Origin of the sequence: Fibrella aquatilis (assembly GCF_017353255.1) — a bacterium.
Classification (GTDB): domain Bacteria; phylum Bacteroidota; class Bacteroidia; order Cytophagales; family Spirosomataceae; genus Fibrella; species Fibrella aquatilis.
In genome coordinates this window covers 48,488-63,650 of the sequence record NZ_JAFMYU010000029.1, presented here as the reverse complement: position 1 = coordinate 63,650, position 15,163 = coordinate 48,488, and the positions used below count along the sequence as shown (strand labels likewise).

Here is a 15,163-nt window from a genome sequence, read left to right as displayed (position 1 = left end):
CCGACAATTAACGACATACCACAATGGGAGTGACTAAACTACTTCGCAAAGGCCGCCGCAACCGCGCCATTGCCACCAACAAGGTGAACGCCATCAAGCAATTGACGCTGAAGCCAACCCTGAAAAACGTTGACGTAGAAGCCATTAAGGCCTCTTTCGCCGAGAAGAAAGCAGCGTAAACGTAAGTTTAAGATTCAATGTCTAAGGTTTAAAGTTGCGGTCCCGCGTCCGGGCTTACGCTAGAGTATGTCTGCGTAAGCCCGGACGCGGGACCGCAACTTTAAACCTTAGACGTTGAATCTTAAACCTTTTCTTAAGCCTCGTCTCTCTTCTGCGACGGGGCTTTTTTGCGTTTATCGTATTTCTTGTAATTGCGTTTTAGCTCCTGCCTGATGATCTGCCGGGTGTCCATCATGACGCGAAAACGCACGGCGGTGCCGAAGACCGAAATGCCCCCGTTGACCAGAATCAGGCTGTAGGTGCCTTTGATAAACCAGCGCATGAACGGGGCGCCGCTCTGCATCTCGTAGCCCGCACCTACCAGCACACACAGGCCCGCGCCAATGAGTACCAGCCCGGCAGGGGCTAGCAAGAGCCATTTAGTACGTGCACTCATCCGGTTGACTAAACGCTGTCCCGGTGGTTTTCCTGGATTGGCCATGGCATTGATTTACGATGTACGAATTACGAATTACGATTTTTGCTGACGCGAGTATGGCCCCGCCACCTAAAAAGTTCGCCTAAAAAGCCCAGTCCGTAGGCCGAAAGTTGGGTGAACGAGGCTAGCATACTCAGCCAGCCTACGCGCAGGCTGCCTTCTTGCCGGGTGGCGTCGGTCAGGACTAACAGGGCAAACAGCAAATACGCGGCCAAACCCAGCAGGGCCAGCGGGGCGTAGAGCAGGGCCAGCAGCGGCAGGCTCAGCCAGCCCAGCGTGAACAGCACCGGGAACAGATGCACCACCTTAATGGGGATGTTATACTGCCGTTGCAGTTGTACCCGCGTTCGGCCAAAGTTAATGATCTGCCGAAAAAATGCCCCCAGCGTGCCGCGCCGCTTATGGTACACGCCCGCGTCGGGGATGAGACCCACGCGGTAGCCGAGGCGGATGAGGCGGGTGCTGAGTTCCATGTCTTCGCCCATGTCGCGTTTGGCAAAACCACCCGTTTCCCTAAATACGCGTCGCGACAGACCCATGTTAAACGAGCGGGGCAAAAAAACACCACCCACGTTCTGCTTTTTTCCCCGAATACCGCCCGTCGTGAACACCGACGTCATGGCGTAGCTAATGGCCTTTTGCGTATCCGAAAAATCAGGACTGGCGGCGTCTGGACCACCGTAAGCGTCTAAGGATGTGTGGGTTAAGTAATCGGCAACGGCCGCCAAATAGCCCGGCGGCACCACGGCATCGGAATCAAAGACCACGAAATAATCGCCGGTGGCCCGCTCGAAACCGTAGTTACGCGAGAAACCCTGCCCCGTATTTTCTTTCTCGAAATACCGCAGGTTCAGTCGGTCCCGATAGGCCGCCGCCACCCCATCGGCCTTCTTTGTCGACCCATCTTCGATCACCAGCACCTCAAAATCTGTATAGGTTTGCCGGGTTAAACTCTCCAGCAAATCAGCCAGTTCATCAGGGCGGTTATAGACAGGAATGACGACGGAAAAATGCATAGTCAGTAGGGAAGTTCATTAGGGCTGGGAGGATGCTTGCTCTCAGGACGGTACTTCGTAAACAGGCTAAACTGCCCTCCTTCCTGAAGTACCCGTTCAATCAGCGGCGTGTCTACGTTCTCCCAACCGAAAGACCATCCGCTACCAGGGGACGTTTCTATTCGCAACGTCTTCATGCCCAGATCATAGTAGGCAAGGTGGTCAATCTGATAGGCTCCCTCTTCAACTGTGTAACGCACCCGTATCTCGTCACAAAGACAGTTTTTTGACCCATCCACAAACTGACGTAACACCCCCTGCTGGCTAACTATTGTCGAAGCAACTGGCGGGAGGATTCCTACACAGGGGGAACCCTGCCAAATAATCACTGTGACCAACAGGACCACGCCCAGAACAGATAGAAGAATTTTACCCACAGTCTGCTAACGATTACATTGTTTCCTTCAGGCTTTCTTCGTTGGCCATAATCACCTGCTCGATCAAATCATCTGTTAATGCTGTTGAGACAAAGAGGCTCTCATATTGGGCGGGGGCCAGGTACACGCCGTGGTCAAGCATGGCGTGGAAGTAGCGGCCGAATTTGGGAATGTCAGATGTTTTGGCCGAATCGAGGTCGGTGACGGGCTTGTCGGTCATGAAGAGCGTGAACATCGACCCGATCTGATTAACCGTATAGTTCAGGCCCAGCTTCGCCGCGCTGTTGCGGAAACCGTCGCCCAGCCGCTTGCCAATTTCTTCCAGGCGCGTATACACCTCCGGGTGGTCGTTCAGGTAATGCAGCATAGCCAGCCCTGCCGACATGGCAATGGGATTGCCCGACAGCGTACCCGCCTGATACACCGGCCCGGCTGGCGACACCATGTTCATAATGTCGGTGCGGCCACCGTAGGCCCCCACGGGCATACCGCCGCCAATGATTTTACCCATCGTGGTGAGGTCGGGCATGATGCCAAAACGCTCCTGTGCGCCGCCTTTCGCCAGCCGGAAACCCGTCATCACTTCGTCGAAAACAAGGACGATGCCGTGTTTGGTACACAGATCGCGGATCCCCTGCAAATAGCCCGGTTCGGGAATTACGCAGCCCATATTGCCCACCACCGGTTCCAGAATGACGCAGGCCACCTGATTGTGGTTGGCCTCGATGATGGCCTCCAGCACCGCCAGGTTGTTATAGGGTACCGTGAGCGTGTCGAGGGCCGTGGCTTTGGTCACGCCGGGGCTATCGGGCGTACCCATGGTGAGCGCACCACTACCCGCCGAGATCAGAAACGAATCGCCGTGGCCGTGGTAGCACCCTTCAAACTTGATGAGCTTATCGCGCCCAGTGAAGCCCCGCGCCACGCGGATAGCGGCCATGGTAGCCTCGGTACCCGAATTCACCATCCGCACTTTTTCTACCGACGGCACCATGCTCACAATCAACTCGGCCATTTCGACCTCCTTGCGGGTGGGTGCGCCAAACGAAAACGAGTGCTGAATGGCGTCGCGCACGGCCTTTTCCACCGGCTCGAACGCATGGCCCAGAATCATGGGTCCCCATGAGTTGATCAGTTCGATATACTGCCGGTCGTCTTCGTCGGTGATAAACGGCCCTTTAGCCGATTTAATGAACAGCGGGTTCCCCCCCACCGCCCGAAACGCCCGCACGGGTGAGTTCACCCCCCCCGGAATTAGCGTCTTCGCTTTCTCAAATAGTTGTTCGCTCGTCATGGTGAAAGAGTGAAAGAGTGAAAGAGCGAAAGAGCGAAAGCGTAAAACGGGCTAATGCATAACTATGCCTGCGGCACCCTCTTTCGCTCTTTCAGTCCTTCACTAATTAACCTTTTGAAACCGTGCCCCGTCGAATTTGATGATGGGGACGATTTTATTGTCGTTTGATTGGGTGTAGTCGAAGCCGGAGAGGACGTAATCGTCATCGGGGCTGGTGACGAGGTTGGCGCGGTTTTTCAGGCTGCCTTTGGCCAGCTGGCGACCGAAAAACAGCATCAGGTCGTAGCCCTGCGCCACAAATACCGAGGGCAGAATAGACCGTTTGGTAATGTAGGCTTCCTCGAAGGTTTTGGTGGCGTTACGGCCCAAGTCCATAAACTCAGGAGCCAGCATCAGCAGGGTCCGGCGCGTGAAAGTGGCCAGCGAATTACGGAAGTAGTTGAACGCCGGGTAGGTCGTCACCAGCGGCCCCACCACCCCACTGCGGTTCATAGCGTCGAGCATACGGATGCCGTCGTCTTCGTTGCTGCTGGCAAAAAACACATGGCTCGGCTTATTGCTCTCGGTTAGACCGAGCGACATACCCTTACCCGAAACACGCTTGAAATCCACTACTTGGAATCCCTTGGCCTTCAGTTCACCCGCATAGGCCGAAGCCAGCAGCGAGTCTTTCCGGGCAGTACCGAAGTACACAGCGGCCTTTTTAGTGCTAACCTGATCTTCCACAAAAGCCACCGCCCCGGTAGCCTGCTGCCAGGTAGAGGGTTGGGCCAGATACGCATTGGGCCGGTTGGTGATCAGGTCGTGGCTGGTAGAGATGGGGTTTACCAGCGTGATGTTGTTTTGCAGGGCGTAGTCAGACACCAGCCTGTTTGGTTCGGAGAAAAGCGGCCCCACCAGCAGGTCGTTTTGCCCGAAAGCGGCGTTGTTCAGCAGTTCCAGCGTTTCGTCAGGATCATTATCAACATCATAGGCAAACAGGTTGATCGTGATGCCTTCGGTGAAGAGCTTGTTGCGGGCCATCTTCATGCCTTCCAGCAAGTCATAGGCATACTGATTGGTGCGGGTGCGGTCGTCGGGATCGAAGCGGTCCAGCCGGAAGGGCAACATCACCCCCACGTTGACCGTCCCCTTCACTTTGGCCACTACGGCAGGCTTCGTTTTAGCCACCTCCACCGGCTGAGTCACCGGCGCGGGGCGGGGCGCACGGGGCGCGGGTACCACGCCAAACCGATTGGTGAGCCGGTCCGACAGTTCCAGGTCGGCCTTGTCGGTCGAGCTTTCCTGGATGAGTTCGATCAGGGCCAGGGCAAGTGTTCTATCTTTCGGATATTGCGTTTGCAGAGCCTTAAGGCGGTTTATGTCGGTAATGCGCGACAGGAAATTACGCTCCATCCGGTCAACGTCGGGGCGTAGGCCGACATCGGTGATGAGGTTGGTGTAGGAAAGGGCCTCGTCAAATAGGCCCTGTTCCATGGCGGCGCAGGCGGCCAGGTAATACGCCTCGTCGCGCTTCCGCCACTCGGGAAAGCGGTCAATCAGTTCTTTGATGGTGGTGCGGGTGGCCGGATATTTTTTCTGCTGAAACGAGGCGTCAGCGTGGTAGTAGTAGGCGTAGGGCGCAAAGCTCCCGCCGCGTTGCATCACCACTTGCAGCTCGTTGCGGGCGCGGTCATACTCGCCGGTTTGCAAAGCCCTCACGCCCGTCCGGTAGCGCCGCTCGGTGTCGGTCACTTTTTGGGCGTAGCCAGCTGTCACCAGTACCAGCAGGCCCACTATTATTCCTATTTGCTTACGTAGTTGGCTCATTGTCATTATGTTGGCAATGTAAAAAAAGCAACGTAGCCACACGTTGCTTTTTCACTTCAGCTTATCTAACTAATCCGTCCTATCGCCACGTTAAGCGTTTGCGACCGGATTATTTTTTGGGCTTCTTCTTAGTAGTACTGTCCGTTTGTTTCCGGGCTTCTTCGGCTGCCGACAGTTGCCGCTGCAACATCTCCTGAAACTTGGATTTCTTACCTCCACCGGCGGCAATTTTCACCCGGTTTTCGTCGAGCACGGCCTTGATCTTCGCCTCATCCACAAACCCGCGAATGGCCAGTTGCTGCGCAATCGTCACCACGTTCGACACAAAGTAGTACCAGGTAAGACCCGCCGGAAACGAGTTCAGCACAAACATAAACATGACCGGAAAAATGTAGCTCAGCGCCTTCATGTTTACCGGACCAGGCTGTTGGGGCGTAGTCTGGTTGTTGTAGTGGGCGTAGGCAATGCTCGAAATGGTCATCATCACCGTAAACAGGCTCAGGTGATTACCCAGAAACGGGATATTGAACCCAAACTTGATAAACGAGTCATACGTAGACAAATCGGGTGCCCACAGAAACGACTTCTGCCGCAGTTCAATCAGGTTCGGAAACAACTGGAATAGGGCAAACAGAATGGGCATGGTGGCCAACACCGGTACGCAGCCACTCAACGGCGACACGCCCACTTCGCTGTAGAGCTTCATCTGCTCCTGCTGCTGTTTGGTGGCATCGTCGCCCACGCGCTCTTTGATTGCCGCCATTTCGGGCATCAGCACCCGCATTTTGGCCTGACTGGTGTAGGCTTTGTAGGTAAGCGGCGTCAATAGCAGCTTCACAAAAATCACCAGGCACAAAATCAGCAGGCCATAGTTAGTGATAAACTTCTCGAGGAAGTTGAACACCGGAATGAAAAAGTACTGGTTGATCGGCTTCAGGATCGAGTAGCCTAGGTACACGTTCCGGTCGAATTCGGGGGCCACGCCTTCTTTTATCTCCTGGAAATCATTAGGGCCGTAGTAGTAGCGGAAGTTGCCTTTGCCCGCTTTCACGTCGGCAAGGGGAAAGCTCACGTCGGCAATGGCGGTCTTCACCGTGCTGCTGTCGGCGGCATCGGTCAGGGCTTTAAACGACGCTTTGGTCAGTTGTGAATTTTGCGCAATAAACGCCGACAGAAAGTATTTGTGCTTGATGGCAAACCACTTCACGGGCTTCTCAGACACTACCTCGTTGCTGCTTTCGTTTTCGGGCAGGTGCTCAAAGCTATCGTCGTTGGTGAGGTAGTTGACGGTGGCAGCGCGGCGGTTGTTGCTCAGGTCGTTTTCGTACTGTTGCATCCGGTCCATCCAGAGCAGCCGCACGTCGCCGGTGCCCAGCACATTGTCAAGCCCAGCGGTTTTCAGTTGATAATCAACCACATAACCAGCGGCAGGCACAGTATATACCTGCTCGATAGCCTGCCCGTTGCCCAGGTCGGCGCGGAAGGTAATGGGCTGACCAGCCATGGCGGTACCCGTGGTCTGGAAGTACAATTTATGCACATCCACTTTACCCGTGCGGGTGGGCATTTCCAGGGCTGTCTGACTCGTTTTTGCGTCGATCAGGATCAGCGGTTTGCCGTTGTAGGTCTTGAATTTTTTCAGCAACACTTCTTTCACCTGCCCGCCGAAGGTGTTGAAGGTGATTTTCACGTCAGGGTTTTCAACCACCACGTCGCGCTCCTGTCCGGTGGCGGCGGCGGCAAAGGCACCAAACTGCGCTTTGGCAGCAACAGAATCAAGGGCTTGATTACCAGCGACGGCCGTGGCCGAGGCGGCATTTGTACCAGAGGCAGGCTTCGTCGTTTTGGCTTGTTGAGTAGTCGGCGGCGTGGCAGGCGGTTTCGGCATCAGGTATTGATAGCCGACAAATAAGGCCAGGATTAACAGCAGGCCAATAAGTTGATTACGATCCATGAGGGGTTAAGTCGATAGTCAGCAGTGGATAGTCAATAGTCGCTGACGCATGCGTATGGACTGCGCGAAGTTGTTCCGGTATCAGCGACTATTGACTATCGACTGCCGACTATCGACTCATTTTTTCTGCAAAATTACGCCAATACGGGCATTAACCAACAAGGGTTTCGGTGGCGATGGGGGCTTCGTAGGCGCGTTTATGGCTTGCGTAGTCCATAGCGGCTTTCACAAACTGCACAAACAGGGGTTGCGGGGCCAGCACAGTGCTTTTTAATTCGGGGTGGAACTGCACGCCCACAAACCAGGGGTGGTTGGGGAGTTCGACAATCTCGATCAGGCCCGTTTCGGGGTTGGTGCCCACGGCCCGCATCCCGCCTTTCTCGAACTGCTCCAGGTAGGCGTTGTTGAATTCGTAGCGGTGCCGGTGCCGTTCGCTGATGGTCTGCTTGCCATAAGCCTGATACGCCAGCGAGTCTTTTTTGATCTTGCAGGCGTAGGCTCCCAGCCGCATGGTGCCGCCCATATCGACCACCTTTTTCTGCTCCTCCATCATGTTGATGACCGGGTGGGGCGTGTCGGGGTTCATCTCGAACGAATGCGCGTCGGCCAGGCCGAGCACGTTGCGGGCGTACTCAATCACGGCGCACTGCATGCCGAGGCAGATACCAAAAAACGGAATGCCATTTTCGCGGGCGTATTTGATGGCGTTAATCTTACCTTCGATGCCCCGTTCGCCAAAGCCGGGGGCTACCAAAATGCCGTCCAGGTCGCGCAGGCGCTCTTCCACCACGTTCTCGTCGGCCAGGTGTTCGGACTGAATCCAGTCGATGTGCACTTTGCACTCGTTTTTGGAGCCTGCGTGGATGAACGATTCGGCAATGGATTTGTAGGCATCGTGCAGTTCCACGTATTTGCCCACCAGGCCAATGCGTACTTCGTTGGTCGGATTTTTCAGGCGGCTCAGAAAGCCCTTCCACACGTCGAGGTCAGTATCCTGATCATTATAAATGTCAAGCATGTACAAGGCCCGCTGATCGAGCTTTTCCTTTTTCATCAGGATGGGCACGTCGTAGATCGTTTCGGCATCCATAGCCTCAATCACCGAGCTGACCTGCACGTTACAGAACAGGGCAATTTTCCGGCGAATGTCAATGGGCAGTGGGTGTTCGGTGCGGCATACGAGAATGTCGGGTTGTACGCCGGCCTCCTGCAACATTTTTACCGAGTGTTGCGTGGGCTTGGTCTTCAGTTCGCCCGCCGAGTTGAGATACGGCACCAGCGTGAGGTGAATTACCAGCGTGTGGTGTTCACCCAGTTCAAACTTAAACTGCCGGACGGCCTCAATAAAAGGCAACGATTCAATGTCGCCCACGCACCCGCCAATCTCGGTGATCACAATATCGTAATCGCCTGAATCGCCCAGCAGGCGCAGATTTCGCTTGATCTCGTCGGTGATATGGGGCACCACCTGCACGGTTTTTCCGAGGAAATCGCCCTTCCGTTCGCGGGTGATGACGTTGTAATAGATGCGCCCGGTGGTGATGTTGTTGGCCTGCGAGGTGGGCTTATTGAGGAAGCGCTCGTAGTGGCCCAGATCGAGGTCGGTTTCAGCGCCATCGTCGGTTACGTAACATTCGCCGTGCTCGTAGGGGTTGAGCGTACCGGGGTCGATGTTGATGTAGGGATCGAATTTTTGGATGGTGACCGACAGACCGCGCGATTGCAGCAGTTTGGCCAGAGACGAGGCGATAATACCTTTACCGAGAGAGGACGTTACCCCGCCGGTAACAAAAATATATTTTGCTGATTTGGTGCCCGCAGCCGCCATGATAGGTGTCAGTTTGGTCGTTACGGGGAATAAAAGTACGAACAAAAAAGGAGAACCGCCGGACAAAAAAGCAGGTACATTGCCCGGCACACACACTTAACACGGGTATGTAGCTGACTACATGCTAATTACAAAAATTGGGCAAGCGATAGTACTATTGGGGCCGTTCCTCCATCAGCGTACAAAGCGCCCTGTTCCCCACGAAAGCTGTATTTTGCGTTTCGTTGACCACACATCTTCCAAATCTGGTCCTTTCTCCTCCTCAAGACTGGCGACTTACGACTCTTTCCCCATGACCAACTCCGATATTATTGAGCTACTCGAACAGACCGCCAAACTGCTGGACCTTCACGATGGCGACCCGTTTCGCATTAAAGCCTTTTCGTCGGCCGCCTTTTCGCTCGACAAAGTACCCGTTCCGCTGGCCGAACAACCCGTTGCGGAACTGACCAAACTGCCCGGCGTGGGGAAAACCATTGCCAACGCCGTCCGCGAAATAGCCGACACCGGGCACCTCGCCGAACTCGACGGGCTACTGGCGCAAACGCCCCCCGGCGTGATCGACATGTTCAGGATCAAGGGGTTAGGTGTGAAAAAGATCAAAACACTCTGGCAGGAACTGGGCATCGAAACGCTGCACGCCCTGCGGCAGGCGTCGGAGTCGGGGCGGGTGGCGGCGATCAAGGGGTTTGGCGAAAAGATGCAGCAAAACATCCTCGACAACCTGGCGTTCCTGGAAAGTCAGGCGGGGAAAATTCGCATGGACAAAGCCGACCGCCTGGCTACCCAACTCCGCGATGAGCTACGTGCACTGGGCCGCGTGGAGATCAGCGGGCAGGTGCGGCAGCGGGCTACCGAAGTCGATACTGTGGAATTACTGGTGGAGTCAGACGAACCCGTGGCCGTGCAGTCGTTTCTGGCCAACCACCCCGGCCTTATGCAAGACCGGGCCGACTCGTCGCCGTTTGCGTGGCGCGGACAAGCCGAAGGCACTGATGTACGGGTAGCGATTTTGACCTACCCCGCCGATCAGTTCGACGGGCAATTGTTTATCCGGTCGGCACCCGAGGCTCACCTGATCGAGAAGGGGCCGACGGGTAAGACACTGCTGCAAACGGCGCTGCAAATCAGCCCGCACAGTGCCGAGGAGGCCATTTATGCTCAAACAGGCCTACCCTTTGTAGTGCCCGAAATGCGCGAAAATCCGCAAGCGTTTTCGTGGGCACAACACCACCAACCCGACGACCTCATCACCTGGGACGACCTCCGCGGCACGGTCCATAACCATAGCACCTGGTCTGACGGGCAGCACACGATTCAGCAGATGGCCGACTACGCCCGCGAGATCGGCCTCTCCTACTTCGGCATCGCCGATCACTCGCCCACGGCCTCCTATGCCAATGGCCTCACAGCCGACCGTATCCGGCAGCAACAACTTGAAATTGACCAGCTTAACGCCGATTACGCCGCGCGGGGCATCGACTTCCGGGTGTTGAAAGGCACCGAATCGGACATCCTAGGCGACGGTTCGCTGGACTATTCGCCTGAGGTGCTGGCTACGTTCGACTATGTGGTGGCTTCGGTGCATCAGACGCTGAGCATGACCGAAGAAAAAGCTACCGCCCGGCTGCTGCGGGCCATTGAAAACCCCTACACCACCATCCTAGGCCACGCCACGGGCCGGTTGCTGCTCGCCCGCGAAGGCTACCCCATCGACCACCGCGCCATCATCGACGCCTGTGCGGCGCATAACGTAGTGATCGAACTGAACGCCAGCCCTTACCGCCTCGACATGGACTGGCGCTGGATCGAATACGCCATGAACAAGGGCGTCTGGATCAGTATCAACCCCGATGCCCACGCCATGCGCGGCCTGCTGGATATGCACTACGGTGTCTACGCCGCCCGCAAAGGAGGCCTCACCAAAGCCAGCACCTTCAACGCCATGCCGTTAGCCACGATGGTGGCGTGGCTGGCAGAGAGGAAGGTTAAGATTTAAAGTATAAGGTTTAAGGTTGCTTCGCTTGCGGCCACCACACCCCCGACCCCTCTCCTTACCAAGGAGAGGGGAGACTTACCAAGATTAACTTGTCAATAGGGCTGCTTTCGTTTGTGAAGTTTCCTCGCTCGTCTCCCCTCTCCTTACCAAAGAGAGGGGTCGGGGTGTGGTGGCCGCAAGCGAAGCAACCTTAAACCTTATACTTTAAACGTTAGACATTCTGATCGATCAACCGCTGGGAAATCATGTTAAGGGTGCGGCGGGTGAGTTCGGCTTCGTCGGCCAGAAAATCGGCGAGTTCGGTGCTGGTAAACTGGCCAATGACCGTGCCAATGAGCAGGTTGCGGAATTTCTGGTCGGTGCGAAGGGTATGCTCAATATAAGCTTCCTGCTCGGGGGGCGTTATGCGCGAAAACCGACCGTCGGGTGCCTGTTTTCGGCGTACTAAGTAGCTGCGAAACAGACTCAGGAACAATTCGTTATGCAGTTTGAGAATAGGCCGCAGGGTCTGGTTCTGAAACGCTTCGGCGGCATTGGTTGTCGTGGGTTCCGTATCAACGGCAGGGCGCAGGGCCAGCAGGGCGAGGTCGTTTGTCATGTATACATAACCAGTTGATATACTTTTTGTCATCCCCCCTGTCGTTGGGATGACAAAAACCACCGGAATGACAAAAAGAAAAAAACCGTAGGCTGGGCCTACGCTTTACAAGAACTCCACGGGGTTCCAGGCAATGCGGGTATCGTCGAAAAAGGTGTTCATTTCGGCGAAGTCAGCAGCATCAATTTCAAAGTCAAATACGTCGAAATTGGCCCGGATACGCTCTTTTTTCACTGATTTCGGAATCGTTACCACACCATGTTGCAGTGACCACCGCACCAGCACCTGGTACGTGCTTTTGCCATAGTTGGAGGCAATGCGAATCAGGCGGGGGTCGTCTTGTTTCAGGCCGCGCACCAGCGGCGCGTAGCCTTCGGGCTGAATACCATGCGCCCGGCAGTAGGCCAGCTCGTCGGGTAAATAGCAGTACGGGCTAAACTCAAACTGATTTACCGCCGGCACAACGGTGGCCGTTTTGAATAGTTCTTCCAGGTGCGGTTGGTAGTAATTACATACGCCAATAGCCCGCACCCGACCGTCGGCGTAAATCGTTTCCAGTGCCCGCCAGGTTTCGGCGCGGTGTTCGCGCACGGGCCAGTGAATGAGGTACAGGTCTACCACGTCGAGTTTAAGTTTGTCCAGGCTCTGGTCAAACGCTCGTAGGGTTTTGTTGTAGCCCTGATCGTCGTTCCACACTTTGGTAGTGATAAACAGCTCGTTACGGGCCACACCGCTCGCCAGAATGGCATCGCCCACCTCGCGTTCGTTGCCATACGCCGCCGCCGTATCGATCAGCCGACAACCTAGTTCTAGTGCGTCTTCTACCGACTGCTGTACTTCATTATTATGTTGCGGCGCATACACGCCCAGGCCCAGCAAAGGCATTTTAACGCCATTGTTGAGGGTAACAGTTGGGTTGTTCATAACACTTCCACTACCGTATCGGAGATGACGTTCCAGGTTAGCTCTTTGTTTTCGTCGAGGTCTACTTGCAGGGTGTCGCCTTTGTTTACCTCGCCCGAAATAATCATGCGGCTGATGGGGCGGCGTAGCTGAGAGCGAATGACGCCCTTGAGCGGGCGGGCACCGTAGCGTGGGGTGAACCCGCTGAGGGCCAGAAACTCGCGGGCCACGGGGCTGATCTCCAACGCAATCCCCTGCCGACGCATGGGTTCGGTAAGGCCGCGCAGGTGGATGTCGAAAATCTTGACCACGTTTTCTTCCGAAATGGGCGCGAAGGGCACAATCTCGGTGAGGCGGGCCAGAAATTCAGGGCGGAAATGCTTTGACATAATCTCCATCAGGTCATTCGGGGCGGGAATGATGCCCTCGCCAAATTGCCTCACCACAAACTCAGAGCCAATGTTGGACGTGAACAGGACCACGGCGTTGGTGAAGTCGCCCTCCTTGCCCAGCCGGTCGTGGAGTTTACCTTCGTCCAGGATTTGCAGGAAAATGTCGAACACCGACGGGTGCGCCTTTTCGATCTCGTCAAACAACACCACCGAATACGGCTTCTCGCGGATTTTGTTCACCAGCATCCCGCCCTGCTCGTAGCCCACGTAGCCCGGAGGAGCACCATACAGCAACGCCGCCGAGTGCTCTTCCTTGAACTCCGACATGTCGAACCGGATCAGGAACGACTCGTCGTTGAACATAAAATCGGCCAGGGCTTTGGCCAGTTCGGTCTTACCGGTGCCGGTGGGTCCCAGCAAAAAGAACGCCCCCGTCGGCTGCTTTCCACCCGACAGCCCCGCCCGCGATTCGAGAATGCTGGCCGTGAGCGTGCGGATGGCGTGGTCTTGCCCTACCACGCGCTTGCGGAGCACGTCGTCCATTTTCAGGAGGCGTTCGCGTTCGTTGGTTTGCAGCTTGCCCATTGGAATGCCCGTTTTGGCGGCCACCATGGCGGCAATGTCCAGCTTGGTAACCAGTTCGTGCGGCTGCTCGGCCAGGGGCATCAGTTCGGCAATACGATTGGTCAGATAGTCGCGCAGTACGCGGGGAATTTCGATAGTGTCGGGTTGGGTGTCGTCTTCTAGTTGCTGCTGCAAAATGGGGCTGACCTTGTGCTGTACCTGTTGTAATATCCACTGATATTCAGCTAGTTGCTTTGGCTCGTCCCAGTCAGCAATGTGCTCGGTGGCGGTGGTGAGCTGGTCGCGGAGGGCCACCAAATCCTGCGCGGCGGTGTCGCCCATGGTGCGGATGGCGGCCATGGTCCGATCCAGTAAATCGATGGCGGCGTCGGGCAGGCGGCGGTCTTTCACGTAGCGTTGCGCCAGCCGGACGGCCTCTTCGGCCACACCCTCGTCGGCCTTCAGGTTGTGGTGTTCTTCGTACCGCGGAATGAGCGTCTCCACCATGCGCGTGGCAGCCACGGTGGTGGGTTCATGCACGTGTAACTGCTCGAACCGGCGGCTGAAGGCCTCGTCTTTTTCCACGTACTGCCGGTACTCATCAAGCGTAGTCGCGCCAATGACGGTCAGCTCACCGCGGGCCAGTTCAGGTTTCAGCAGTTGCGACACCCCCGCCCCCACCGAGCCGTTGGGGTTGAGCAGCATGTGGATTTCGTCGATAAACAAAATCGCCTTGTCGTGCTGCTTCACTTCCTTAATCACGTTCTTGATCCGGTCTTCCACCTCACCTTTATACGATGCCCCGGCCACCAGCGAACCCAGGTCAAGCTCATACAATTCGGCGTTCTGGAGGCTGGCGGGCACGGTGCCGGCTACAATCGCCTGCGCAAACCCCTCTACCAGGGCCGTCTTGCCCACGCCCGGTTCGCCAATGAGCATAACGTTGGGTTTGGTGCGCCGCAGCAGGATTTCGAGCATCAGCCGAAGCTCGCGGTCGCGGCCTACAATGGGGTCTACCTTACCGTCGCGGGCGTCCTGTGTTTTGTTTTGGCCAAACCGCGCCAGTGCCGATTCGGCATTTGGTGCGCCGCCCTCAGCCGCTGATCCCGCAGCCGTGGCCGGAGCGGTTTCGCCCGCCTGCCCGTTCACAGCCGTCTGAATGTGGCGATCATCTTTGGCCGCGTCCAGCACCTCTTTCTGCGTTACGGGCAGCGATTTTAGCTGATCGGCGGTGAAGGCCACGTTGGCTTTGAGCAAGGCCGCCAGCACGTGCTTCGGTTCTACTTCCATGCTCTCGAACTGCGTGGCGATGAGGTCGGCCAGTTGCATCACCTGGGTGGTGGTGGCATCCTGCACAGGTTCGGTCACGCCATTGATAGCCTTGGGCATCATCTCCAGCCGATAGTCGGCCCAGTCGCGGAGGAAGTATATGTCTTTGCCCAGCGCCACCAGCCAGCTCGCCAGGCCGACGTCATTATGGAGTAATCCCAGCAGCAGGTGAGCGGGCGCAATGGCTCCGTGGCGATACTCGTGGACGTGCGCTTTGGCAATGTCGAACGCCCGTTTGGTTTCGATAGATAGCAGCATAACGAGGGTAGAAGTTGGTTGACCAGCGAAGTTACCCGGTTGAGATAGTATACGTAACTAAACGCAAGGCCTGTTTGCTTTTGTATCTCAAACATCTCCACTCTTAGCTCTTACCTCTCACTTCGCCAATGAACCAAGACCCGGC

12 protein-coding genes are annotated in these 15,163 nt (G+C 56.1%); 2 read left to right on the top strand and 10 right to left on the bottom strand.

Annotation, left to right across the window (positions count from 1 at the left end):
• The first annotated feature begins 23 nt into the window (after window positions 1-23).
• A complete protein-coding gene (locus J2I48_RS25020) occupies window positions 24-179 on the top strand; it encodes a hypothetical protein (protein ID WP_207338255.1) in 156 nt (51 codons plus the stop codon).
• Window positions 180-313: 134 nt separating this feature from the next.
• Here the strand turns inward: J2I48_RS25020 and J2I48_RS25015 are convergent, their stop codons facing one another.
• The 7 genes from J2I48_RS25015 to pyrG all read right to left on the bottom strand — a co-directional run bounded on the left by J2I48_RS25015 (window position 314) and on the right by pyrG (window position 8,975).
• Window positions 314-661: a hypothetical protein gene (locus tag J2I48_RS25015; protein WP_229376781.1), complete on the bottom strand. Its 348-nt coding sequence runs from the start codon at window positions 659-661 to the stop codon at window positions 314-316.
• A gap of 23 nt (window positions 662-684) precedes the next feature.
• Complete coding sequence (locus J2I48_RS25010) at window positions 685-1,674, bottom strand: glycosyltransferase family 2 protein (RefSeq protein ID WP_207338254.1); 990 nt, start codon at window positions 1,672-1,674, stop codon at window positions 685-687.
• A 2-nt stretch (window positions 1,675-1,676) separates the two neighbouring features.
• Window positions 1,677-1,913: a hypothetical protein gene (locus tag J2I48_RS25005; protein ID WP_207338253.1), complete on the bottom strand. Its 237-nt coding sequence runs from the start codon at window positions 1,911-1,913 to the stop codon at window positions 1,677-1,679.
• 190 nt (window positions 1,914-2,103) lie between these two features.
• Window positions 2,104-3,384, bottom strand: coding sequence for a glutamate-1-semialdehyde 2,1-aminomutase (hemL, locus tag J2I48_RS25000; RefSeq protein ID WP_207338252.1), 1,281 nt, complete (start codon window positions 3,382-3,384; stop codon window positions 2,104-2,106).
• 102 nt (window positions 3,385-3,486) lie between these two features.
• Window positions 3,487-5,193: an ABC transporter substrate-binding protein gene (locus tag J2I48_RS24995; protein WP_229376779.1), complete on the bottom strand. Its 1,707-nt coding sequence runs from the start codon at window positions 5,191-5,193 to the stop codon at window positions 3,487-3,489.
• Window positions 5,194-5,302: 109 nt separating this feature from the next.
• Window positions 5,303-7,147, bottom strand: coding sequence for a membrane protein insertase YidC (gene yidC, locus J2I48_RS24990; protein WP_207338250.1), 1,845 nt, complete (start codon window positions 7,145-7,147; stop codon window positions 5,303-5,305).
• A 151-nt stretch (window positions 7,148-7,298) separates the two neighbouring features.
• Window positions 7,299-8,975: a CTP synthase gene (gene pyrG / locus J2I48_RS24985; protein WP_207338275.1), complete on the bottom strand. Its 1,677-nt coding sequence runs from the start codon at window positions 8,973-8,975 to the stop codon at window positions 7,299-7,301.
• A 292-nt stretch (window positions 8,976-9,267) separates the two neighbouring features.
• Between pyrG and J2I48_RS24980 the strand changes: the two genes are divergently transcribed.
• Window positions 9,268-10,974 (top strand): DNA polymerase/3'-5' exonuclease PolX, encoded by a 1,707-nt coding sequence (locus J2I48_RS24980; protein ID WP_207338249.1) that lies wholly within the window; start codon window positions 9,268-9,270, stop codon window positions 10,972-10,974.
• A gap of 211 nt (window positions 10,975-11,185) precedes the next feature.
• Here the strand turns inward: J2I48_RS24980 and J2I48_RS24975 are convergent, their stop codons facing one another.
• The 3 genes from J2I48_RS24975 to J2I48_RS24965 form a co-directional block, all read right to left on the bottom strand.
• The gene (locus J2I48_RS24975) at window positions 11,186-11,572 is read right to left on the bottom strand and encodes a glyoxalase (RefSeq protein ID WP_229376777.1); all 387 of its coding nucleotides are present in this window, start codon (window positions 11,570-11,572) and stop codon (window positions 11,186-11,188) included.
• Window positions 11,573-11,677: 105 nt separating this feature from the next.
• Complete coding sequence (locus J2I48_RS24970; protein WP_207338248.1) at window positions 11,678-12,496, bottom strand: aldo/keto reductase; 819 nt, start codon at window positions 12,494-12,496, stop codon at window positions 11,678-11,680.
• Entirely contained in the window at window positions 12,493-15,018 is a 2,526-nt protein-coding gene (locus J2I48_RS24965; protein WP_207338247.1) for an ATP-dependent Clp protease ATP-binding subunit, read from the bottom strand. The genes J2I48_RS24970 and J2I48_RS24965 overlap by 4 nt, the downstream gene beginning before the upstream one ends.
• Between the last annotated feature and the right edge of the window lie 145 nt (window positions 15,019-15,163).

Excerpts from the sequence above, each read along its gene's own strand:
- hemL (WP_207338252.1), bottom strand. The coding sequence starts at position 3,384 with ATGACGAGCGAACAACTATTTGAGAAAGCGAAGACGCTAATTCCGGGG.
- J2I48_RS24975 (WP_229376777.1), bottom strand. The coding sequence starts at position 11,572 with ATGACAAACGACCTCGCCCTGCTGGCCCTGCGCCCTGCCGTTGATACG.
- J2I48_RS25015 (WP_229376781.1), bottom strand. The coding sequence starts at position 661 with ATGGCCAATCCAGGAAAACCACCGGGACAGCGTTTAGTCAACCGGATG.
- yidC (WP_207338250.1), bottom strand. The coding sequence starts at position 7,147 with ATGGATCGTAATCAACTTATTGGCCTGCTGTTAATCCTGGCCTTATTT.
- pyrG (WP_207338275.1), bottom strand. The coding sequence starts at position 8,975 with ATGGCGGCTGCGGGCACCAAATCAGCAAAATATATTTTTGTTACCGGC.
- J2I48_RS25010 (WP_207338254.1), bottom strand. The coding sequence starts at position 1,674 with ATGCATTTTTCCGTCGTCATTCCTGTCTATAACCGCCCTGATGAACTG.
- J2I48_RS24980 (WP_207338249.1), top strand. The coding sequence starts at position 9,268 with ATGACCAACTCCGATATTATTGAGCTACTCGAACAGACCGCCAAACTG.
- J2I48_RS24965 (WP_207338247.1), bottom strand. The coding sequence starts at position 15,018 with ATGCTGCTATCTATCGAAACCAAACGGGCGTTCGACATTGCCAAAGCG.
- J2I48_RS24995 (WP_229376779.1), bottom strand. The coding sequence starts at position 5,193 with ATGAGCCAACTACGTAAGCAAATAGGAATAATAGTGGGCCTGCTGGTA.
- J2I48_RS24970 (WP_207338248.1), bottom strand. The coding sequence starts at position 12,496 with ATGAACAACCCAACTGTTACCCTCAACAATGGCGTTAAAATGCCTTTG.
- J2I48_RS25020 (WP_207338255.1), top strand. The coding sequence starts at position 24 with ATGGGAGTGACTAAACTACTTCGCAAAGGCCGCCGCAACCGCGCCATT.